At 42.2% G+C, this 21,393-nt stretch carries 20 protein-coding genes and 2 pseudogenes; 13 read left to right on the forward strand and 9 right to left on the reverse strand.

The genetic code is table 11. The features are described 5' to 3' along the window. Nucleotides 1-781 precede the first annotated feature (781 nt). From WAK81_RS04515 to trpB, 3 genes are all read right to left on the reverse strand, one after another. The gene (locus WAK81_RS04515) at nucleotides 782-1,762 is read right to left on the reverse strand and encodes a TerC family protein (RefSeq protein WP_422195853.1); all 981 of its coding nucleotides are present in this window, start codon (nucleotides 1,760-1,762) and stop codon (nucleotides 782-784) included. Nucleotides 1,763-2,486: 724 nt separating this feature from the next. Continuing rightward, nucleotides 2,487-3,272: a tryptophan synthase subunit alpha gene (gene trpA, locus WAK81_RS04520; protein WP_422195854.1), complete on the reverse strand. Its 786-nt coding sequence runs from the start codon at nucleotides 3,270-3,272 to the stop codon at nucleotides 2,487-2,489. Then, nucleotides 3,269-4,480 carry a tryptophan synthase subunit beta gene (trpB, locus tag WAK81_RS04525; RefSeq protein ID WP_422195855.1) on the reverse strand — a complete coding sequence of 404 codons (1,212 nt, stop codon included), beginning with the start codon at nucleotides 4,478-4,480 and terminating at the stop codon, nucleotides 3,269-3,271. The genes trpA and trpB overlap by 4 nt, the downstream gene beginning before the upstream one ends. A gap of 102 nt (nucleotides 4,481-4,582) precedes the next feature. On the opposite strand from trpB, the gene WAK81_RS04530 reads away from it, so the two are divergent. From WAK81_RS04530 to uraH, 3 genes and pseudogenes are all read left to right on the forward strand, one after another. Next, nucleotides 4,583-5,458: a LysR substrate-binding domain-containing protein gene (locus WAK81_RS04530; protein ID WP_422195856.1), complete on the forward strand. Its 876-nt coding sequence runs from the start codon at nucleotides 4,583-4,585 to the stop codon at nucleotides 5,456-5,458. A gap of 703 nt (nucleotides 5,459-6,161) precedes the next feature. Next, nucleotides 6,162-6,629, forward strand: a complete 468-nt coding sequence (locus WAK81_RS04535; protein ID WP_422195857.1) for an Hsp20 family protein — start codon at nucleotides 6,162-6,164, stop codon at nucleotides 6,627-6,629. A gap of 568 nt (nucleotides 6,630-7,197) precedes the next feature. Then, nucleotides 7,198-7,461: pseudogene (gene uraH / locus WAK81_RS04540) on the forward strand (hydroxyisourate hydrolase); the annotation flags it as partial. Between the two features lie 194 nt (nucleotides 7,462-7,655). Here the strand turns inward: uraH and WAK81_RS04545 are convergent. Further along, a complete protein-coding gene (locus tag WAK81_RS04545) occupies nucleotides 7,656-9,233 on the reverse strand; it encodes a Na/Pi cotransporter family protein (protein ID WP_422195858.1) in 1,578 nt (525 codons plus the stop codon). A 299-nt stretch (nucleotides 9,234-9,532) separates the two neighbouring features. Here WAK81_RS04545 and WAK81_RS04550 point away from each other — a divergent pair, with 299 nt between their 5' ends. Further along, on the forward strand, nucleotides 9,533-9,784 hold the full coding sequence (locus tag WAK81_RS04550) for a TIGR03643 family protein (protein ID WP_422195874.1): 252 nt from the start codon (nucleotides 9,533-9,535) through the stop codon (nucleotides 9,782-9,784). Here WAK81_RS04550 and WAK81_RS04555 read toward each other — a convergent pair. Then, nucleotides 9,781-9,933, reverse strand: coding sequence for a DUF2256 domain-containing protein (locus WAK81_RS04555; RefSeq protein ID WP_422195859.1), 153 nt, complete (start codon nucleotides 9,931-9,933; stop codon nucleotides 9,781-9,783). The genes WAK81_RS04550 and WAK81_RS04555 overlap by 4 nt on opposite strands. A 356-nt stretch (nucleotides 9,934-10,289) precedes the next feature. Here WAK81_RS04555 and nudC point away from each other — a divergent pair, with 356 nt between their 5' ends. The 9 genes from nudC to WAK81_RS04600 all read left to right on the forward strand — a co-directional run bounded on the left by nudC (nucleotide 10,290) and on the right by WAK81_RS04600 (nucleotide 19,352). Next, on the forward strand, nucleotides 10,290-11,063 hold the full coding sequence (gene nudC / locus WAK81_RS04560; RefSeq protein ID WP_422195860.1) for an NAD(+) diphosphatase: 774 nt from the start codon (nucleotides 10,290-10,292) through the stop codon (nucleotides 11,061-11,063). Between the two features lie 120 nt (nucleotides 11,064-11,183). Continuing rightward, nucleotides 11,184-11,732, forward strand: a complete 549-nt coding sequence (locus WAK81_RS04565; protein WP_422195861.1) for a lipocalin family protein — start codon at nucleotides 11,184-11,186, stop codon at nucleotides 11,730-11,732. A gap of 131 nt (nucleotides 11,733-11,863) precedes the next feature. Next, entirely contained in the window at nucleotides 11,864-12,850 is a 987-nt protein-coding gene (locus WAK81_RS04570; RefSeq protein ID WP_422195862.1) for an acyl-CoA desaturase, read from the forward strand. Further along, nucleotides 12,847-14,130 (forward strand): NAD(P)/FAD-dependent oxidoreductase, encoded by a 1,284-nt coding sequence (locus WAK81_RS04575; protein ID WP_422195863.1) that lies wholly within the window; start codon nucleotides 12,847-12,849, stop codon nucleotides 14,128-14,130. The genes WAK81_RS04570 and WAK81_RS04575 overlap by 4 nt, the downstream gene beginning before the upstream one ends. A 9-nt stretch (nucleotides 14,131-14,139) precedes the next feature. Continuing rightward, nucleotides 14,140-14,934, forward strand: coding sequence for a DUF1365 domain-containing protein (locus WAK81_RS04580; protein ID WP_422195864.1), 795 nt, complete (start codon nucleotides 14,140-14,142; stop codon nucleotides 14,932-14,934). Continuing rightward, a complete protein-coding gene (locus tag WAK81_RS04585) occupies nucleotides 14,931-16,127 on the forward strand; it encodes a class I SAM-dependent methyltransferase (protein WP_422195865.1) in 1,197 nt (398 codons plus the stop codon). The genes WAK81_RS04580 and WAK81_RS04585 overlap by 4 nt, the downstream gene beginning before the upstream one ends. Nucleotides 16,128-16,152: 25 nt before the next feature. Further along, nucleotides 16,153-16,932 (forward strand): DUF1295 domain-containing protein, encoded by a 780-nt coding sequence (locus tag WAK81_RS04590; RefSeq protein WP_422195866.1) that lies wholly within the window; start codon nucleotides 16,153-16,155, stop codon nucleotides 16,930-16,932. 8 nt (nucleotides 16,933-16,940) lie between these two features. Continuing rightward, a complete protein-coding gene (locus WAK81_RS04595; protein ID WP_422195867.1) occupies nucleotides 16,941-17,990 on the forward strand; it encodes an SAM-dependent methyltransferase in 1,050 nt (349 codons plus the stop codon). 39 nt (nucleotides 17,991-18,029) lie between these two features. Further along, nucleotides 18,030-19,352 carry a sensor histidine kinase gene (locus WAK81_RS04600; protein ID WP_422195868.1) on the forward strand — a complete coding sequence of 441 codons (1,323 nt, stop codon included), beginning with the start codon at nucleotides 18,030-18,032 and terminating at the stop codon, nucleotides 19,350-19,352. A 21-nt stretch (nucleotides 19,353-19,373) separates the two neighbouring features. Here the strand turns inward: WAK81_RS04600 and WAK81_RS04605 are convergent, their stop codons facing one another. The 4 genes and pseudogenes from WAK81_RS04605 to WAK81_RS04620 form a co-directional block, all read right to left on the reverse strand. After that, the gene (locus tag WAK81_RS04605; protein ID WP_422195869.1) at nucleotides 19,374-20,060 is read right to left on the reverse strand and encodes a response regulator transcription factor; all 687 of its coding nucleotides are present in this window, start codon (nucleotides 20,058-20,060) and stop codon (nucleotides 19,374-19,376) included. Nucleotides 20,061-20,071: 11 nt separating this feature from the next. Further along, the gene (locus tag WAK81_RS04610) at nucleotides 20,072-20,572 is read right to left on the reverse strand and encodes a chalcone isomerase family protein (protein ID WP_422195870.1); all 501 of its coding nucleotides are present in this window, start codon (nucleotides 20,570-20,572) and stop codon (nucleotides 20,072-20,074) included. Continuing rightward, on the reverse strand, nucleotides 20,548-21,120 hold the full coding sequence (locus tag WAK81_RS04615) for a nuclear transport factor 2 family protein (RefSeq protein WP_422195871.1): 573 nt from the start codon (nucleotides 21,118-21,120) through the stop codon (nucleotides 20,548-20,550). Before WAK81_RS04615 ends, WAK81_RS04610 begins: the two co-directional genes overlap by 25 nt. A 120-nt stretch (nucleotides 21,121-21,240) precedes the next feature. Next, nucleotides 21,241-21,393 (reverse strand): annotated as a pseudogene (locus WAK81_RS04620) (IS701 family transposase); the annotation flags it as partial.

Genomic DNA, 21,393 nt, shown 5'->3' on the forward strand with positions numbered 1-21,393 from the left:
ACATTCTAGTATCCTCAAAATTAAAAAATAAAATATTTAAGTAATTGATTTATAGTAATATTTTATACTATTAAAGTAGTAAAACCCTATAAAAATCAATCATTATTTGGAGGAACTTGAGTATGCTGATTTTTTATTCTAACTTTAGGTCTATATCTGCTGCTGATTATCTTACTATATAGTTATCCTATCTAGTTATTCTGATTAGTTGAGCATGATGATATTTGCTTGAATGAATACAACTTACCTAGCTAACCTATAGGCCTTCATTAAGTCCCCACTTTAAAATAAATGGGGACTTAATTTATGATTCTAAATACCGATATATTAACCATGATCTGTTGCCAGAAAACTAGGAAATTAAATGCCCGCTGAAGCTAATTATCCTAACTAGGCAATACTTCGATACTCTCTGCTTCAATTTAAGTGAACATCTAAAAAGTCCGTAGGAAGCTAAGGATTCAATAAATTTTCTTGATGTTCTATTACTTAGGTTAGGCTAAATCTATAATTTTGCTGAACAGGAACCTTACCTTTTTAGATAATCTTCATCATATCCAGGATGATTGGGAGCAATCTAATTTTTATGGGTTATTCGATATAATTGAATCCTAGGCAGATTGAAGTTTTATGATAAGTCTAGAAAGAAGGAAAGTAGTCTTACTAAACCATTTGGTTGTTAAATATACTCTTAATTAAAACCATGATTTTCTTCGTATTTTATAAAATATTCTAATTTTGAAAAAACATATTATTTAAAGAATTGCAATTTTATAATTTTTTACTTATGAGTATTTTGTTCTTTAGTTTTCCAAAAGGAGTATCCAATTCCTATAAATAAGATGATAAATGTGATTGAAAGGGATAAGGACGGTGGAATTTTTGCTATACCCAATCCATCGGCTATAAAGATTTTTGACCCAATAAAAACTAATAATACTGCTAAGGCATATTTTAAATAATGGAAACGTTCGACCATTGCTGATAGGGCAAAATATAAAGCACGTAATCCTAAAATTGCGAATATATTTGAAGTATAAACAATAAATGGATCAGTTGTAATTGCAAAAATCGCAGGAACACTATCTATTGCAAAGATCAGATCTACAAACTCAATCATGATCAGAGCTAGAAAAAGTGGTGTCATAAACCATCTTAATTGATTAGTTTTTGGATCAATTTTCTTTACCCAGAACTTCTCTGCGTGAAGTTTTTCAGTAACGCGAAATCGTTTTTTAATAAAGTTTAAAATAGGTGAATTACCGACTTCATATTCTTTATCAATACTCAGCCACATTTTTACTCCTGTTAATATGAGGAATGCTGCAAAGATATAAAGAACCCATGAAAATTGGCTAACTAGAGTAGCACCTACCCCAATCATGATGGCTCTTAAAAAAATTACTCCTATAATTCCCCAAAACAAGACACGATGTTGATAAATTCTCGGTATTGAAAAATATGAAAAAATCATTGCAATCACAAAGATATTATCCATTGCTAATGACTTTTCAATTACAAAACCCGTTATGTAATTGATACCTGCTGTCGATCCAATATACCACCAAATCCATGCACCAAAAAACAAACCTAATGTGATATAAAACGCTGATAATGCAAGGCTTTCTTTAACACCAATTTCTCTTAGATTACGATGAAATACTCCGAGATCAAGAATAAGGAGTACAAGTACAATAAGAATAAAAAAAATCCACATCCAAACAGGTTTATCTAAAAAATTAGAAAAGAGAATATCCATCATATTCCTCTGCTTATGTCTGTACTTTTATAAATAGATATGCTCTTTATAGACAATAGTTGTCAATACTTATTTTATGTAAAGATGTATTTAGAATTCACAAACCTTTCTATTTAATCAAATGTTACTTATATGAAATTGCCCTAGTAATCCTAAAGAAGTTCGCACTTTTAAAATGCATAATTTTGCAATTTTCTTAGGAAACAGATGTATGGGGTAGTGTCTAGACCGGATAAAGAACTTGAAATGATCTTCAGCCTTTTAGGAAATTTACAAGTGATACATAACCATTATCAAAGTGGCTCAAGTCGTTGGAATCAATTTGCAATAACTCAAAGATCATTTTTCTATATTGTCAAAAAATAAAAATGTCTATTAAGCATGACTTATAAATATTAATAGAAAAATGGAAAGGGCAGTTAGATGAAAGAAGCATATATTTGCTCCAGCTCAGGTCGCAACTAGATAAATGTATTGGATATGGCTGTCTTTAGATCAGCATCCTTTACACAATCCGACTAACCAATTTGCAGATCAATCAATAATTAACCCTTGCGAAATGATTTGATTGGGTTACTTAACGAACAGCTTTTAGAATTGGAGCAACTCGATTTAAATATTTTGGAACCATCTGAAAAAGTAATAATTAGAATTTATCTATGGAACATAGCATAAGAAGGTGAAAATCTTATGCCATAAATTCTCTATTGAGGACCATAAAGAAAAACTAAGATTTCTCTTTCAGAACTTGTGAAAAATTTTTCACTTTTTCTAATGTGGCGTCTACACCTTGCTTAAAAAAGGTATCCACCAGTGCCGAACCGATCACCACCAGATCAACTTTATTGGCTAAGGCTTTCACATGACTTTCATCTTTAATCCCAAAGCCAATAGCAATCGGGATATTAAAAATTGGTTTGATTTCAGCAATCTTTTTTTCAAGATTGGCCAGATTTAAAGTACCGCCGGTGAGACCATTTTCCGCAACATGATATAAAAATCCTGTCGCACCGGCTGAGATTTGTTTCAATCGCTCAACTGGAGTGGTGGGTGCGCTCATTGCAATTAAATGCATATTTTTTTCATTTAATATCTGTTTAAATTTTTCCCTATATTCATAAGGGGCATCCAGGATCAGGATCCCCTCAATCAAATTTTCGGTATCCGCAACCAGCTTCTCGAAACCATATTGTATGATCGGGTTTAAATAGGTCATGAAAATAATCGGGGTGGTTTCATCCTTTAAACGGATAGCTTTCACGAGCTCAATGGTTTGATGCACGGTCTGACCAGAAGCGAGTGCTCTAAGATGGGCAGCCTGGATGGTCTCTCCATCTGCCACAGGATCAGAAAATGGGATGCCCACTTCGATGATATCAGCTCCAGCTTGACCCAATTGACTAAATAGACGGTAACTTTCATTAAAATCAGGATCTCCAGCAGTAAAATAACAGACTAAACCACTGCGATGTTCCTGTTTTAATTGCATTAGTTTTTGATCTAAACGGTTCATGTACTTGCTCCTGCAAGATATTTTTTTACAGTGTCTAAGTCTTTGTCACCTCGCCCACTTAAATTGATGACAATTGTCTGTTCCGGATGCATTTCTTTCGCAAGTTTTATGGCATAGGCAATAGCATGAGAACTTTCTAGCGCTGGGATAATGCCCTCTTGCTGGCTCAGTAGTTGAAAGGCATGTACAGCCTCTTCATCTTTGACTGCTGCATAAGTCACGCGGCTTGTTTCAAACAGAATGCAATGCTCAGGGCCAACCCCAGGGTAATCCAGTCCTGCGGATATGGAATGTCCCTCTAAAATCTGCCCGTCTGAATCTTGCAGTAAGTAAGTCAAATTACCATGCAAGACACCGACTCGACCTTTGGAAATCGAGGCAGCATGTTCATGACTATCAGTGCCTTTCCCGCCAGCTTCAATTCCAAACATTTTGACATTGGTATCCTCTAGAAAGGGATGCATGAGTCCTAATGCATTGGAACCACCACCGACACAAGCAACCAAAGCATCTGGGAGTTTATTTTCTTTAAGAAGAATCTGGTTTCTGGCTTCGATGCCAATAATTTTCTGGAACTCTCTCACAATAGTCGGGTAGGGATGCGGGCCAGCACCAGTTCCTAGCAGATAGTAAGTCGTGTCGACATGACTGATCCAGTCACGTAAGGCTTCATTCATAGCATCTTTCAAGGTTCCACGGCCTTTTTTTACGCCTTGTACTTCAGCACCGAGTAATTTCATACGTTCAACATTCGGTTGCTGGCGTTGAATATCCGTCTCACCCATATAAATCGTGCATTTCATCTTAAAGAGTGCACAGACGGTTGCTGTGGCAACGCCATGCTGTCCTGCACCTGTTTCAGCAATGATTCTGGTTTTACCCATGAATTTAGCCAATAGGATTTGCCCTACACAGTTATTGATCTTATGGGCGCCGGTATGGTTCAAATCTTCTCGCTTGAGATATATTTTGGCTCCCCCTGCGTAGGAAGTTAGATTTTTTGCATAGAATAGCGGGCTAGGGCGACCCACGAAGTCGGTTAAAATCTGTCGATATTCAGCCCAAAATTCAGGTTGATTCCGTATGGTATTAAAGGCTTGTTCTAAATCTTGTAGAGCTGGCATCAGGCTTTCAGGCATATAGCAGCCACCAAATTTACCGAAAAAACCACCTTGATCAGGACCCTGACCGATATAAGGAGTTGTCATTGTGTTTCTCTTAAAATCTCAACATTGATTGGATTTTAAAAGATTTCCATTTTCCTGATAATTGATATATTTTTGATTTATGATGTTAGAAAATTTTACAGCATGAAACGTAGAACCTTACCATCCTTAAATTCACTCAAAGCATTTGAAGCGGTCGCTAGACATCAAAGTTTCAGCTTGGCTGCGGAAGAACTGTGTGTCACTCATAGTGCAATCAGCCATCAAATCAAACAGCTCGAAGAATGGTTGGATAAAAAATTGTTTATTCGGCATTCATCAATGATTACTCTCACTCAGGATGCAGAAGACTTATCCCGTCTTTGCACTCACGTCTTCAATGAGCTGGAAGAATGTGTATTTGATTTAACTCATAAAGCGTCAGAAGTGGAAATCGTTATCGGTGCCTCTCATAGCTTTATGGCGAACTGGTTAATCCCACGACTGGAAAAACTAGAAAGCCTTTATCCTAATATCTCTATTAAATTGATGACCTGTAACGACCTAAAACTACTGGAAAAAGAAAAAATTGATATTTTTATCAATAGCTTGAATGTAGATGAAATGCTGCCTAAGTTTTTGGATAAATTTCTTTTATTTCCGGATAACATGGGGCCAGTTTGTAAAGGCGAAAACTATGCTCTTACTAGTATTCATGATCTTTTTAAGCACCCATTACTTCACACTTATTCCAATAAGAATGCCTGGCAGATCTGGTTTGAACGATCCCACCTAAACCTTGAGACTAAATCGAATGATCGATATTTTGATCGTCTCAATTTAATGATAGAGGCGGCTGTTTCAGGATTGGGGATTGCTATAGCACCCCAAATTTTAGTGGAAAAGGAAATATTAAGTGGCAGAATTATTGCACCGTTTGAGTTTACCTATTGCAACTTTGACTTCTATGCAATTGTTAGAAAAAATAATTCAAATCAAGAAATTATCAATATTGTAAATTGGTTACAGAACCAATGTTGAAAGGATCCAAATCAAAGGCCATTTCTATCGCTTCTTATTCTCAAGTAAAAATACCCTATTTAAAGGTACTTCACGAATTCCTCTCACTTTCATAATTAGATCGCTTTTATAAGAGTCTATCAAGAAATCTGACTCAAACGGAGGATACTCATTTATTAATGACAAGCTATTTGAGCTGATTGTTAAAATGAATTCATATTGAAATTACACTAAAATAAATCCTCATAAAAATAAAAATTACATTTTTCACCTCTAAATTAGTAAGTTGTTTTTAATATAATTTTTTCTAAAATATGTTTAATAAATAAATGAAAAATTTTATATTTTAGAATTGTATAGATTTAATTAATGTGCAATAAAATTAAATTCTATCTGTTATTTTTACATGTAATTTAAATTGCAAAATAGTTTTAGAAAATTAGTAAGACATTGATTAATATTTATAAAAAATTAATATATAATAATTTAATTAAATTATTATATTATTTGGAAAATAATTCTAGCTATAAAAACCATCTATTAGTTAAAATAAAGTTAATGATTTCTAATTTTATTAAACATTAAAAGTATTGACTAATAAAAATATGATTCTATATTAATTTAAAAAGCAATATTAAAATATTTCTTTTTTATCTGTTATTAACCATATACATAACAGAATTAAAATACATTTTTTAAAGCTTTGTTTTCTGGAGTGTTATTAATGAGTAATTCCAATCTTTCACCATTATTTCGTCGAAGTGTGGGTTTTGATCGGTTTAATGATCTATTTGACTATGCCATGCAAGCAGTTACGCCTAATTACCCCCATTATAATATTGAAAAAGTAGGAGAAAATGATTATCGCATTTCTGTTGCTACAGCAGGCTTTACCGAAGATAAACTTCAAATTAGTCAAGAAAATCAATTTTTAGTTATTACAGGTAAAGTTGAAGAGGAAAGCTCAGATACAACAGTTGAATTCCTGCATAAAGGTATCTCTCAACGTTCATTTAAGCTCTCACTTCGGTTAGAGGAGAATATGGAGGTACAACAGGCTAACTATGAAAATGGTTTACTGATAATAGACTTACGACGGAATATTGCCGAAGGAGCTATGCCTCGTCAAATTCCAATTGGTCATAAACTTAATGAGCAAAAAATGTTAGATAAACCAAATCAGAATGATTAAATCTAACTTCGATCTCTTGAATGCCCTACTAGAATTTATATGGTAAGAAATATCTTGATCAGGACAAGAAAAGTGTAACTCCCTAATTCTTTATTTTAATTTTTTTATCAAAGAATTAGGGAGTTGAATCTTACTTACCTCTGATTTTTATTGTTATTATGAGATGAATTAAATCATTTTTTGTTCAAAAAATAACCCTATATTACTCAGAATCTGATAAATGACTTATTGATAAGCTTGATCAAAAGTAATCAAGTGATTCTAAAAGCCACTAAGTTAAACTATTAACCAGTTTAATTGGCTTGATGTTATCTTTGTTTGGCACATAATTTTGGACCTCATATACATATTAATGCTGTAAGGCAGGGAGCAACTCGTACAGCAGTATTAAAAATAATATTGGCACCTGAAATTAAAAAGAGTGCTCTTTCATCCTCCATTACGCCTATTGAGTGAACCTTGAAGATATCGCGAGAGCTATATTATTCTTTACTGCCCCTATTTCATCATAAGTTTACACGCAAACCTTATTTGTAAATAGTGATGGCATATATACTCAAGTCGAGGTAGTGCTGAGAATAAATGGGTGAAGTTGAATCAGCAATATACTGGGCCAAATGGTCGTATTACTGCACTCTTTCCTGAAAATCAGAAGTTCGAAGCAGGAATTTATAAAGTCACTTTTAAAACGGAAAACTGGTTTAAAAAGAATAATTAAAATACTTTCTTTCCTGAAATCCCTGTCATTTTTAAAGTGGATGGAAGTGTCAACCATTATCATATTCCTTTACTGTTGAGTCCTTATGGATACTCAACATATAGAGGTAATTAATCATCGGAAGGGCAGATCAGGTCATGTATATGGGAAAATAGCAAGGACGTGACAGAACCTACTCACCTGATCAGAATGAGCCTAGAGCTCAGTTTTGAAGAGTTGAGTCCTTCTAAATGACCTCGTCCTTCATGATTGAGCACAATTTTCACTTTGCTGTCTACCCAAAAACCATTCCAGAACTGCTCTCGGCATTAACGTTCAGCCAGCACCTTGGATAATCTTTTGGTATGGGCAATTAATCGGTCCAGCCAGCGTTTTGCAGCCAGAAGTTTTAAGCTTCGGGCTGCACTCAGCCGATTAAAGGTGGCATATTGCATCACTTCTTCGCGTAAGGCTGTCCGATGCTCGTCGCTCCACTGTTTAAGATTGGTCACTTCCTGCTTAAAACTCTCAATTTTTTCAGCATTTTCTAAAAAATCCGGATGGGTAACATAATGCTCGAGAATATTTAAAAAATCTAAAGCCACTTGATAAATCTGTGGTTGGGTGCGAATAGCCAGTGCATAGGGAACACCTTCCAGATCACTACGCAGAACCCGAATATAAACCATCATGCGTAATAAAGAGGTCAGGCGCTGTTTATCCTGTTGATTCTCTGGCACCACAATTTTCTCTAAATAAATCTCGAGATGCTCAATCTCTTGATCTAATTGCGGTAATTCTTTGGGGCTCACATTGACGCCTTCCTGAAATGCACGACGTAATATTTCAAACATCTGAATCAGGATTTGAAAAGTCACTTTTTCTGCGGCAATGATGGCCACACTTGGAATCTCCAGATTAGATTCATCCAGAATTTCTAGGGTACCGGACTTTTTCTGAGGTAAAAACTTACAAATAAGTTGATTAAAGGGATGGATCAACGGCATAAAAATACATGCGCCGATTAAGCTAAATAACGTATGAAATGCTGCCACAATGACGACTTCATCCCATTCAGCAATAGATTGAATATGATAGTAGGCCCAGTTAAATAGGGGGATCAACAAAAAGAAAGCAAATATCGCACTGGCTAGATTGAAGATCACATGAACCGCTGCAGTCCGTTTGGCATTTACTGAGCCGCCAATCACGGCCAGTACCGCCGTGGCAACTGTCCCGATATTTTGCCCAATGACCAGTAACAAGGCTTGCTGCAGGTCAATCGCAGTACTGGCTAAAGCAGCTAAAGTTGCCGTAATGGCGGCACTGGAAGACTGTAGTAACACTGTCATGATTAGTCCGATCCAGACCAAAAATAGCTTCTGCCAGAATGAATCATAGTGAAAAATGGACAAATCGACTTGTTGAGCCAGACCTGACATCGCAATCTGTAATTGCTCAATCCCAAAGAAAATCAGGCCAAAACCTGCAAGAACAAAACCGAATAATGCCAAACGGTCATGCGTTAATAATTTTAGTAACGCGCCTACAGCAATCATGGGTAAGGCAAAAGTAGTGATAGAGAACTTAACCCCGAGTAAAGCCACCATCCAGCCGGTACTGGTCGTTCCGATATTGGCCCCTATAATCACCCCAATCGCTTGGGAAAAACTCAATACTCCAGCTCCGACAAAACCAATAGTCGCAAGCGTCGTGGCCGTAGAGGACTGCACAATCAAGGTCAGACCAATACCAGAGCACATAGATTTAAATGGTGTTCCTGTAAATTTGGTCAGCCATAGTCGTAAGGTTTCACCGGCCATGTCCTTAAGACTGTCGGTCATTAAAATCATGCCTATCAAGAATAAACCAATACCGCCACCGAGCTGGGCAATAATTTCGAGCACAATTTCCCCAAGGTGTTTTTAGCATCAGCATACCGTCTGATCTAGGCGATGTCATTAACAACAATCCCAGGCATAGGCTTTGGTAGCAGGTATTTAGACCACAGGCTGAGCTCGAAGGTCCGATAGGACAGCAACAAAATACAATCCACGCAAAAAATCACAAAATCTTCATCTTAGTTTTCTTAAGATGAGTCTGGTCAACTTGATCTGACCCAGACACAGAGAGATAACGTTAAATTTTATCGCTCAATTTTTATTTTAAAAATGAAAGCAATCAGAGGTATGTGGTGCGTAAAGTAATTGAATATGTGGGAGCAGATCTGTCAAGGATCATTGAAATGGCTTGGGAAGATCGCACCCCATTTGAAGCCATCCAGCGTGAGTTTGGCTTGAATGAAGCTGCAGTGATTCGCTTGATGCGGAAAAATATGAAAGCATCAAGTTTTAAAATGTGGCGTGAACGAGTCACCGGCCGAAAAACCAAACATCTGCAACTACGTTCACCCGATATCATTCGGGCCTATTGTTCACGGCAGTATAAACGTTTCTAAGCGCTTTGTTTTGAACGCCGTTTGGACTCATGTTTACATCGTTCAGAACAGTATCTGACTTCCTCCCAGCAGCGTTGCCATTTTTTGCGCCAGCTAAAAGGACGCAAGCAGTGAATACAGATTTTTTCAGGGAGATGCTGTTTTTTCATGGTTTATAACTCATCGATCTGGCTAAGAAGCTGTTGGGCATGGGCGATTATTTGCTCCCCAACTTTAAGTTTATCCAGCTGCCGATATAAATTCATTAGCAAATCGTCCTCACGTGGATGCAAGTTCATTCACCCAGCTAAAATCTTACTCATTTTATAAGTCTTATTTTTAATGATTTCTTAACTCATAGACGATGTGAAAATTATGTGATTTTAATCAAAAAGATACAAATTATTATGGTTGTAATTCAGGCAGTGTGCGCCTAGTATCTTCCATGAAGTTACTCCATGTAAGCTTCCTTAGTTTTGTCCCATACACCCCTCTGTATGGGATTTTTTTTAATACGGGGATTGTCATGAGCATGCATTCAAAAGCGTATATTTTTAGACAGCAGCAATTGCTGGTGGATGATCATTTCCAGTTGCCGCAGGTGGAAAGACTGCAGCACGACCTGAACCTGTCGGAAAATGGCCAGGTCATTGCACGGGATCTAAAAGAAGATGAAATAGTGCCCGAAGGCTATCAACTGGTTCCGATCCGGCAACTGGTGCAGGTCTGGAGCAGGCCGCAGTTTGAACAGGCCAGTCGTGCCGTACAGTTACTGGAGTGGCGCCGTAATCACCGCTTTTGTAGCAAATGTGGCGATGCCACCCAGCAGCACGCCAGTCAGTATGCCATGGTCTGTCCATCCTGTGGCTATAACCAGTATCCGCGGGTGAATCCCTGTGTGATTACCATCATCACTCGGGGCAAGGATGAAATTTTGCTGGCGAAAAATGCCCGCAATAAGACCCAGATGTACAGCCTGATTGCCGGATTTGTTGAAGTCGGCGAAACCTTGGAGGAGGCAGTACGCCGTGAGACGCTGGAAGAAGTCGGGCTGCAGATCAAAAACATTCAATATCTGGCCAGCCAGCCATGGCCGTTTCCAAGCAACCTGATGATGGCCTTCAAAGCCGAATATCACGCAGGGGAAATTCAGATTCAAGAAAACGAACTCAGCGATGCGCAGTTTTTCAGGTTTGATCAGTTACCCGAGATTCCCTTCAAGGGCAGTATCGCTTATGCCATGATTCAGCATGTGATGCATGGTACCCCTGTGGCAGATGACAGCAAAGAATGGCTTTAACCTGGAAACCAGTCTAGGGCTTTTTCAGCAGCACGCCTCCTGAATCACATTATTTTGTCTTCACGCTTTGTTCACATCCACTTGGGTTATCTTAATCCTGAAATCATTCAAGGCTTAAAAATGAATACTCTATTCAAGTCATTTTTTGCAGTTACGGCACTGACCCTCATGAGCTTAAGCATGCTGACTAAAGCGGAAACTGTTGCGCCTCAGGCAGTCGATCAGGTGGATATCCAGAAGTATGCAGGCAAGTGGTATGAAATTGCGCATTTACCGATGTATTTTCAGCGTAAATGTGTATCAGATATCTCGGCACAATACACTGTCAATGCCGATCAGACCATGCGTGTCTTAAATAGCTGCCGGATTGAAAATGGTGAAATGATCAGCTCTGAAGGGGTGGCCTATCCGCAAAATCAGGGCAATAGCAAACTCAAGGTCAGCTTTTTGCCGCAAGGTTTAAGGTGGATCCCCTTCACCAAAGGTCATTACTGGATATTAAGAGTGGATCCGGAATATAAAGTGGCACTGGTCGGTGGACCGAGTAATAAATACCTGTGGATTTTATCGCGTGAACCGCAACTGGACGAAGCAACCTATCAGTCCTATCTGGAGACTGCGAAACACTATGGCTACGACATCACAAAGTTAATCAAATTACCGCATTAATCTGCTACCCTTTGGCCGAACTGCCTAGTCTCTTACAGTTCGGCTTTTTTTTCACTTCACATAAAATTCATATCTGACTGATTAGACTCATCAAACAGAATAAAGACAGTCGCTTGAAATAGGATGAGTTCATGTTGAAAAGTCTGATGCGATGGATAGATAGCTGGTCTATATCGACACCAACCGAAACACTGACTGCTGAAAACAGCAAGATTCAGTGGCTGAGGATTTTGCCCTTTATTCTGTTGCATCTGGCCTGCCTAGCGATATTCTGGGTCGGGGTATCCTGGTTTGCGCTTGGCTTTATGCTCGCGTTCTACTTGATCCGCATGTTTTCCATCACGGCTTTTTTTCATCGCTATCTGTCGCATAAAACTTTTCAGACCTCGCGCCCGGTACAGTTCCTGTTTGTATTACTCGGCACCATGAGTGCACAGCGTGGCCCACTGTGGTGGGCGGCACATCACCGCTATCACCACCGCTATACCGATACCTTGCAAGATCCGCATTCCTCCACGCATGGTTTTTGGTATAGCCATGTCGGCTGGTTTCTAAATGAATATAACTTTGCTACCCGTAAAGAAGTGATCAAGGACTGGCTGAAATACCCGGAACTGATCTGGCTGGACCGTTTCAGTTTGATTGTGGTGCTGCTGACCGCGGGCGGGATTTATGTACTAGGGGAATGGCTGGCCATCACCTGGCCGCAACTCGGAACGTCCGGCCTGCAATTGCTGGTCTGGGGATTTGTGGTCTCTACCGTGTTACTCATCCATGCCACTTTGTGTATTAACTCACTGGCGCATCATTACGGCAGCCGGGATTTTGACACGGATGACCACAGCCGTAACAACTTATTCCTCTCCATCATTACCTTGGGCGAAGGCTGGCATAACAACCATCATTACTATGCTGGCAGTACCCGGCAGGGTTTTTACTGGTGGCAGATTGATGTGACCTATTATCTGCTGAAACTCATGTCCTGGCTAGGACTGGTCTGGGGCCTCAAGCCCATTCCGGCACGGATTTATGAAGCCAGTAAAATCGCTCAGGCTCGAAAACATAAAAAAGCTGCTACGGCAGGCACTCACACGATTCAATCGAAGGAATCACCATGAAAATTGCAATTATTGGTTCAGGTATTTCCGGTCTGTACGCTGCCTGGAAACTCAGCAAAGCGCATGAAGTCACAGTCTTTGAAAAGAATAACTACTTTGGTGGTCATACCGATACCCATCAGCTGAATATCGATGGTGAACAGGTTGCGGTGGACAGTGGCTTTATTGTGTTTAATGAGCATAACTATCCGCTGTTCTGCTCGATGCTAAAAGAACTTGGGATTCAATCGCAAAGCAGTGACATGGGCTTTTCGGTGAATAATCAGGTCAGTGGCTTACAATACAATCCTTCAAAAAAATTCTCGCTGTTGTTCCGACCGCAAAACTTTTTTAACGCGGATTTTCGTGCGATGTTGTCGGATCTGTTCCGTTTCTATTCGGCCAATAAAGATCTGGATGTCGAACAGGTCGATGCACAGCTCAGTATTGATGAGTATTTAAATCAACATGGTTATAGCGATGCCTTTCGTCAGGAGCATCTCTATCCGATGTGTGGAGCGCTGTGGTCCTGTCCGGTGGAACAGGCCGGACAGATTCCCTATAAATTTGTGGTGAGCTTTTTCCAGCATCATCGCATGTTGCAACTGAAAGACCGGCCGTTATGGCTCACGGTCAAGGGTGGATCGGCTCGCTACATTCGTGCGATTCAGTCCCAATCAAAAATAACTTTCCGCAAAACCGCTGTGCAGCTTGTTTCACGCAGTGCCAATGATGTACTGATTGAAACAGCACAGGGCAGCGAACGTTTTGACTGGGTGATCTTTGCCAGTCATGCCGATGACAGCCTGGCGTTACTGCAAGACCCGACAGCGCAGGAGCTGGACGTGCTGGGCAAGTTCCGCTATCAGGCTAACCGCATGGTGGTGCATTCCGACACCCGTATCATGCCCAGATCCAGACGTCAGTGGGCCAGCTGGCATGTCCATGTAACGCCGAGTCAGGCAACTGAACAGACGCCATTCCAGCACAGCGGTATGCACTATGGCTTCAGTTACTGGATGAACCAGCTGCAGAACCTGCAATGCAAAACTCAGGTCCTTGCCACCCTGAATCCTAATTTTACCCTGGATTCTAAAAAAGTCTGGGTCGAACGGCATTATCGTCATCCGGTGTTTGATGCCTCCGCGATTGAAGCACAACAACGCTGGGCCGAGATCAATAGCCAGAACCGTACCTCATACTGTGGAGCTTACTGGGGCTGGGGCTTTCATGAAGATGGTGTCCGTAGCGCTGCCTGGGTGGTCGATCAGCTCTTAAAACAGGCCGAGCAGGCCGCCTAGGAGGATATGATGCAAATGTTTCCACTGGCTATCGCCTCTGCCAAAATCCGGCATCGCCGTTTCTTGCCCAAAGCGCATGCTTTTGAGACCCGGCTGACCTATCTATGCTTTGATCCGGATCAGCTCTCAAGCTTTACTGAAAAATCCTGGCTCTGGTCTTGCAATCGCTGGAATTTCCTGACCATGGATGAACGTGATTTTCTGACCATGGAATGTGGTTCGATTCGGCAGAAAGTCGCACGTCTGCTGATCAAGCGGGAAAACTACCTGTTAGCGCATGCCGCGTCCATCCGGGTATTGGCTCTGCCGCGTACATTGGGCTTTCGCTTTAATTCTGTGGTGTTTTATTTGGTCTTTGATACCACCGACCAACTGATCTTTGTGCTGAGCGAAATTACCAATACACCGTGGAATGAACGTCAGGTCTATATCCATGACTGCCGGAACAATGTGGCTGAACATGCGCCGTACCAGAGCCACCAGTTTGACTTTAAAAAGGCCTTTCATGTGTCGCCGTTCATGCCGATGGCGCTGGATTACCGCTGGCGCTTCAGCTTTTCCGATCAAAACAATGTGATTCATATGCAGCTGTTTCAGCAGGGAATATTGCAATTTGATGCTACCATGCAATTTTCGTTGCAAGCCATCACAGTTCCTTCACAACAGCATCGCTATGCTGTGCTGAAAGTTCTTGAGCCCTTCAGGATGGTCAGTGGAATTTATCTGCATGCATTTCGCTTATGGAAGAAAAAAATTCCATTTTACCGGCATCCTCGCAAAGAAAAAGGAAACACCTTGTTATGAAAACACTGTTTATGGGAGAAGAAAGCACACTGCCGGTGGTACTGCGCCATCTGCTGAAATTACGTCATGGTCAGCTGATTTTTAAAGGCGTCTGGAACGGGATTGTGGGAGAGAGCAGTGATCTGTATGCCGTGATTCAGGTGCATGATAGCCGCCTGATGGATCTACTGTTCCGCAATGGTGTACTAGGTGCTGCAGAAGGTTTCATTCGTGGCTACTGGAGCAGTGATGATTTGGTCAATGTGATTCGCATTCTGGCGCGCAATCGCGATGTGTTGGACCGGATGAATCAGAATACCTTGGCGAAGGCCAGCCAATTTTTCCTAAAGACTTGGTACAAATCCCGCAAAAACTCGATTGATGGCAGCCGTAAGAATATTGCCGAGCATTATGATTTGAGCAATGACTTTTTCAAGCTGTTCCTGGATTCCAGCATGATGTATTCCAGCGCGGTATTTAAAGAGCCGGGCATGAGCCTGGAACAGGCCTCCGATTATAAAAAAGAACTGATTTGCCAGAAACTGCAGCTGCAACCAATGGATCATTTGGTCGAAATTGGCAGCGGTTGGGGTGGTTTTGCCATTTATGCCGCACAGCATTATGGCTGTAAAGTCACCACCATTACCATCTCCCAAGCACAATATGATGAAGCGGTCGCGCGGATAGAGGCAGCGGGACTATCTCATCGCGTGGATGTCCAGCTGAAAGACTACCGTCTGTTGGAGGGCAAATACGACAAGCTGGTCTCGATAGAAATGATCGAGGCCGTGGGTGAGCAGTACTTAGCGACCTATTTCAACAAATGCCGTGAATTGCTGAAACCGAATGGTCTGGCACTGATTCAGGCCATCACCATTGAAGATGCCCGCTATGCCAGAGCCTTGAATACCGTGGACTACATCAAGCGTTACATTTTCCCGGGCAGTTTTATTCCCTGCATCAGTATCATGACCCACTCCGCTTCCGAGCAAAAACTGCGTCTCAAGCATCTGGAAGATATCGGCCAGAGTTATGCCCAAACCTTGCACTGCTGGCGCCAGCGCTTTCTGGAGCAACGTGATCAGGTACTAGGGCTTGGTTTTGATGAGTCCTTTATCCGTATGTGGGATTTTTATCTGTGCTATTGCGAGGGTGGTTTCCGCGAAGGCGTCATCAGTGATGTACATCTGCTGTTTGAAGCCAGTGCTTACTAAGCCTAGATAAAACAGGAGGACTGACATGCTGCTGTATTTACTTCTGCTGAATGTCTTTATCATGTTCTGCAGCTGGCTGCTGGTGACCTATAACCAGCGTGCCGGACTGGTGGATGTGGCCTGGAGTTTCTGTATTGCACTCAATGTCATCATCGCGGCCTGGGTCATGGAAACTGCACCGCTGCTGATCCGGGTATTTCTGGGCTTGTTCAGCGGGACCTGGTTTTTACGCCTGACCTGGCATCTGCTGCGCCGTTATGCCAGTGAAACTGTAGAAGATACCCGCTATGCCAATATGCGCCGGGCCATGGGAGATTATCAGCATCTCGGTTTTCTGGCCTTTTTTATGTTTCAGGCCGGGCTGGTAGCACTATTTTCCTACCCGATGCTGGAGTTGCTCAATATTCCGGTCCAGCAGTGGAACGACTGGACACAGGCTACAGTGCTGGTGGCAGGCATGATCATGCTGCTGGCGCTGATCGGGGAAAGCACAGCCGACCAGCAACTCTACCGTTTCAAACTGAATCCACAAAACCAAGGCAAAACCCTGGACCAAGGCTTATGGAAATATTCACGTCATCCGAATTATTTTTTTGAATGGTTGCACTGGTTTGCCTATCCGGTTCTCGGTCTGGCGGCAGGTGTGTATGGATTATGGCTGTATCCGCTGCTGATGTGGCTGTTTCTGTACTACATCACCGGAATTCCCTTTAGTGAACAACAGGCGCTGACACATCGCGGCGACAACTATAAAGACTATCAACGACGAACTTCAATGTTTATTCCGTGGCCACCCAAAGAGTAGGTAAATACATGGACTTTATGATTCAAAAATCTTTAAAACTGATCGAAAGCGGCAAAGTGCCCGACCCGGTGATTCGCGCAGGCATTCGCACTTTAAGCAAAAAACGTTTGGCACAGGAAGGGCGCTTTGACCCGGCACTGGCGGCACAGCGTTATATGGATGTGCTGCATATGCTGAAAAACAGCGAAATTGCCATCGAGACCGATAAGGCCAATGAACAGCACTATGAACTGCCCACCGCATTTTTCCAGGCGGTGCTGGGCAAGCGGCTGAAGTACAGCGCCAGCCTGTTTGAACAGGCGCATACCACACTGGATCAGGCCGAAGAAGCAGCATTGGCCAGCTATTGTCAGCGTGCACAGTTACAGGATGGACAGGATATTCTGGAAATTGGTTGCGGCTGGGGCTCACTTAGTCTGTATATGGCCGAGCATTATCCCAAGGCCCGCATCACTGTAGTGTCGAATTCCTCGACCCAGCGTCAGTATATTCAGGAACAGGCCCGTCTGAAAAAACTGGAAAACCTGACGGTGATCACCTGCGATGTCAATGTACTGCAACTGGAATCGGCTGCTTTCGACCGTGTGGTTTCGGTGGAAATGTTTGAGCATGTGCGCAACTACCAGAAACTGTTTGAAAATATCAGCAGCTGGCTCAAAGCTGATGGCTTGCTCTGGTGCCATATTTTCTGTCACCGTTTCCTGCATTATCCGTTTGAAGTGAAAAATGAATTTGACTGGATGTCGCAATATTTCTTTAGTGGCGGCCTGATGCCGGCAGCCTCAACTTTCCTGCATTTTCAGCAGCATTTGCAGCTGGAGCAGCACTGGCAATGGGCCGGTACCCAGTATGAACGCACGGCAAATGCTTGGCTGGAGAATATGGACCAAAAGCAGGCCGAGCTGCAGCCCCTGTTTCAGAAGACCTATGGCGCAGATGCGGCCATCTGGTGGCAACGCTGGCGGATTTTCTTTATGGCCTGTGCCGAATTGTTCGGTTATGAGCATGGACGCGAGTGGGTGATCGGCCACTTTCTGTTTAAAAAGAAAGCCGTATAATTGAACGATGAATCGAATGCGCCAGCGGGGAATTGATCAATGTTAAAGCTGTTTAGGGACAAACGCGATCATCCTCTGAGTGAGGTGTTTAACCGCTACTACTGGCTGCAAATCGGATTTATTGCCTTGTCGGTGGTGATTGGCATTGCCTGTAGTGCCTGGGTGATCAAAGGCTTTTTGCTGCGCACCGCCTTGGAACAGGAAATGTCACACTACTGGCAGCGGCTGGAACGCAATCCAGCCGCCGAACTTCCCGACACCAAAAACCTGTATGGTTATCGCTGGTATGATACCCCCCCTGTGCAGTTTCAGCACATGCAGTTCGAGCAAGGCGTAAATCGGCATTTTGTCGATGGTAAAGAGCGCATGACTGTCTACGGTGAAAAAAACAGGCAGCATGTGCTGCTGGTCTTTGGCGAAAGTAACGTCAACAAACTGGTCTGGCTGTTTGGTCTGGCCCCGCTGATGGTCAGCCTGTTCGTACTGTATAGCGTATTGTGGTGGTGGAACCGTCGCGCCCGGCGTTATTTTTCTCCGATTACCCGGTTGGCCAATGCGCTGGAACATATCGACTGGGAACATCAGAAAAATCAGGCTTCGCCTTTTCAGGACATTCGCACTGATTCCAATCTGGAAGCTGAATACCTGAAGCAGGCACTGGAAAAATATCATCAGGTGCTCAGCGAGTTCATTCAGCGCGAACGCGAGTTTACTGGGGATGTCAGTCATGAACTGCGCACGCCATTAACGATTTTAAAAGGCAATGTGCAACTGTGTCAGGCACGCTATGGTGACAATAAATCCTTTACCCGCCTGCACAACACTATTGAAGACATGCAGCTGCTGGTCGATACCTTGCTGGCCATCGCCCGAAATACCACCAACACCCTGACGGCCGAGCCCACTATGCTGTCAGAATGTCTGGAGAATCTGGTACAGGATCTGGACAGTGTCAGCCACAACAAAGGCATGCAGATCGACCTGCAAAAAGACCTGGATGAACAGCCACGCAAACTGTATCCGTCGATGACCAAAATGGTGTTTGGCAATATTCTGCGCAATGCACTGAATTATTCGCAAGGCACGGAAATTGATGTCATTCTGCAAAAAAATAAAGTGCTGATTGCTGACAATGGGGTAGGTATTCCCTTACCGAATAACTCCAAAGTTCAGGAACTGTCCGACCAGCAGCTACAACTAGAAATCAAAGGGCACGGCATTGGCCTGCAACTGGTACAGAAACTGTGCAAGCAGCTGGGCTGGCGGGTGGAACTGTTTGACCGGCAGTATTATCTCAGCACCCATCAGGATATTCATCTGACAATGACCACCGGACTGATTGTGGTGGTGTATTTAAACTAGATCTCTGTCCGCCTAAAAAGATTAGACTTCCAAAGCAATCTTTAGACCGACACCAGATATGGTATGAATTAGCTTCTGCTCAAAAGGCTTGTCGACCATTTTACGCAGATTATAAATATGGCTGCGCAGGGCATCGCTTTCCGGTTCTGCATCCCCCCAAAGCTCCATCATGATTTCCTGTTTGGTTAGGACCTTAGGTGAATGACGCATCAGCAATTTCAGTAGTTTGAACTGGATAGGGGGTAACTCAATGGTCTGGCCGGCTCGCGTCAGTTGCTGTCTGGCCGGGTCCAAAATCAGATCATGAATCTGTAGCCGGCCGCTGGATACCTCACCTAAAGAACGTTTAATCAGAGCTTTGACCCGAACCACCAGCTCGTTAAAATCAAAGGGCTTAACCAGATAATCATCCGTGCCGGAATTAAAGCCTTTGAGTTTGTCATCCAGCGTATCCCGGGCAGTCAGCATTAGGACCGGCAGATCCAGGCCTTCCTCATGACGCAGCCATTCACACAGTTCATAACCTGAACCATCAGGCAGATTAATGTCTAGAAGCAAAATATGATAGCGCTGCTGTTTCAGTAGCTGGCGCGCAGCATTCAGATTGCGGGCATGATCAACTACAAAATCATGTTCTTCCAGAAACTCGCATAAGGTAGAGGCTAGTTCATAATGGTCTTCGACCATCAGGATAAAATGTTTCGACATAGCGGCAGAGACTAATTCAATAATTGCTGTTTTAATTTAACACTAAATGGCTGCGATCCCAGCCAGATATTAAAATATTGTTGTGCTAGCGGATGCTGAAGATTGCCTAGCACCTGCTGATTCAGCATCAAGGTCAAGGTCTGAGTCTCGGCTTGATAGCTTAAGCGATAGAGATCACCCGATTTTACCGGCTTATAAAGCTGGGTGATTCTATCTAATACTATTAAATGTTTAGACTCTCGCTCATTACGCTTCAGAAAATGGGTCGCTGCACGCTTGAAAGCCCATTCCGGAATATTTTGTGTATAAGAAAAATCAATCTGCATATTCTGGCCTTGCCAGGGTTTTGTACAGTTCTGAGCATAATAATGGGCGACGCCAACCTGTTTCTGAGCCACCAGAAGTGGACCACGACCACACTGATTCATATTTTGGGCATGTGCCCATGAACTGAAACTGCAGAGCATCAGTAGCCCAGTATTTAATACTACTTTTTGAAAGGCAGTACCCATGAATAAGCTCCTCCGACATAAGGTAAAGAACGATACAGGCCATTTGCAGGATCCCAGAAATCCTGCTGAAAAATAATCTTATTGTCTTTATTGACTTTGATTTCACTGATCCCAAAAGAATCCATAGTTCGAGTCGTGCCAAACATTTTAAAATCATAAGCCATATGCCAGTGCACGTAGGCAGAGTCTTGGTAATAGGAGGTATTTAATAGTTTGACATTCACGTTACTGACACGCTTGTTCATCCCTTGAAAATGTTGGAGTAGATTTTGACGTGATGAAAATTGGGATAAGGTATCGTTAATAAACAACTGATCGGCATAGAGTGATCCGGCTCGTTCAATAAATGTAGGTGTACCTAAAGTATTAAAAGCTGAGGTAAAGCGTATGCCGATGTCTTGGGCTTTAGCCTGATCCAGCGCAGTTCCCTGAATTTGGTTTCTGGATTTTGCATAATCACCTGAATAGCTGGGAATACTTTTACATCCAGCTAAAACTAGCAGCGGTAAGGACAAGGCAGCTACCAGTATTTTTTTGACATGTTTCATATTGGCTATCCTTATTAGGTCTATGCTGATACTTTAGGCCGAAAGTCGTGAACAGAATGTGAAGAGGATAAAAGGCTATTTAAATGGAAATTGTTCAAGAAAACTTGTTATTAACTGATGTTACGCAGCAGCCTTTTTAAAACAATAAATTTCTGCATAGGCTGCTTTTAAAGAGTTCAGATATATTTTTGCTTTCAGAGCAAAATGATTCATCTTATGATGGATCTTTAATTGCTCTAACTTCAGTACACTGCAAATTGATAAGAACAAATG

This window comes from Acinetobacter sp. (assembly GCF_049284435.1).
GTDB lineage: Bacteria > Pseudomonadota > Gammaproteobacteria > Pseudomonadales > Moraxellaceae > Acinetobacter.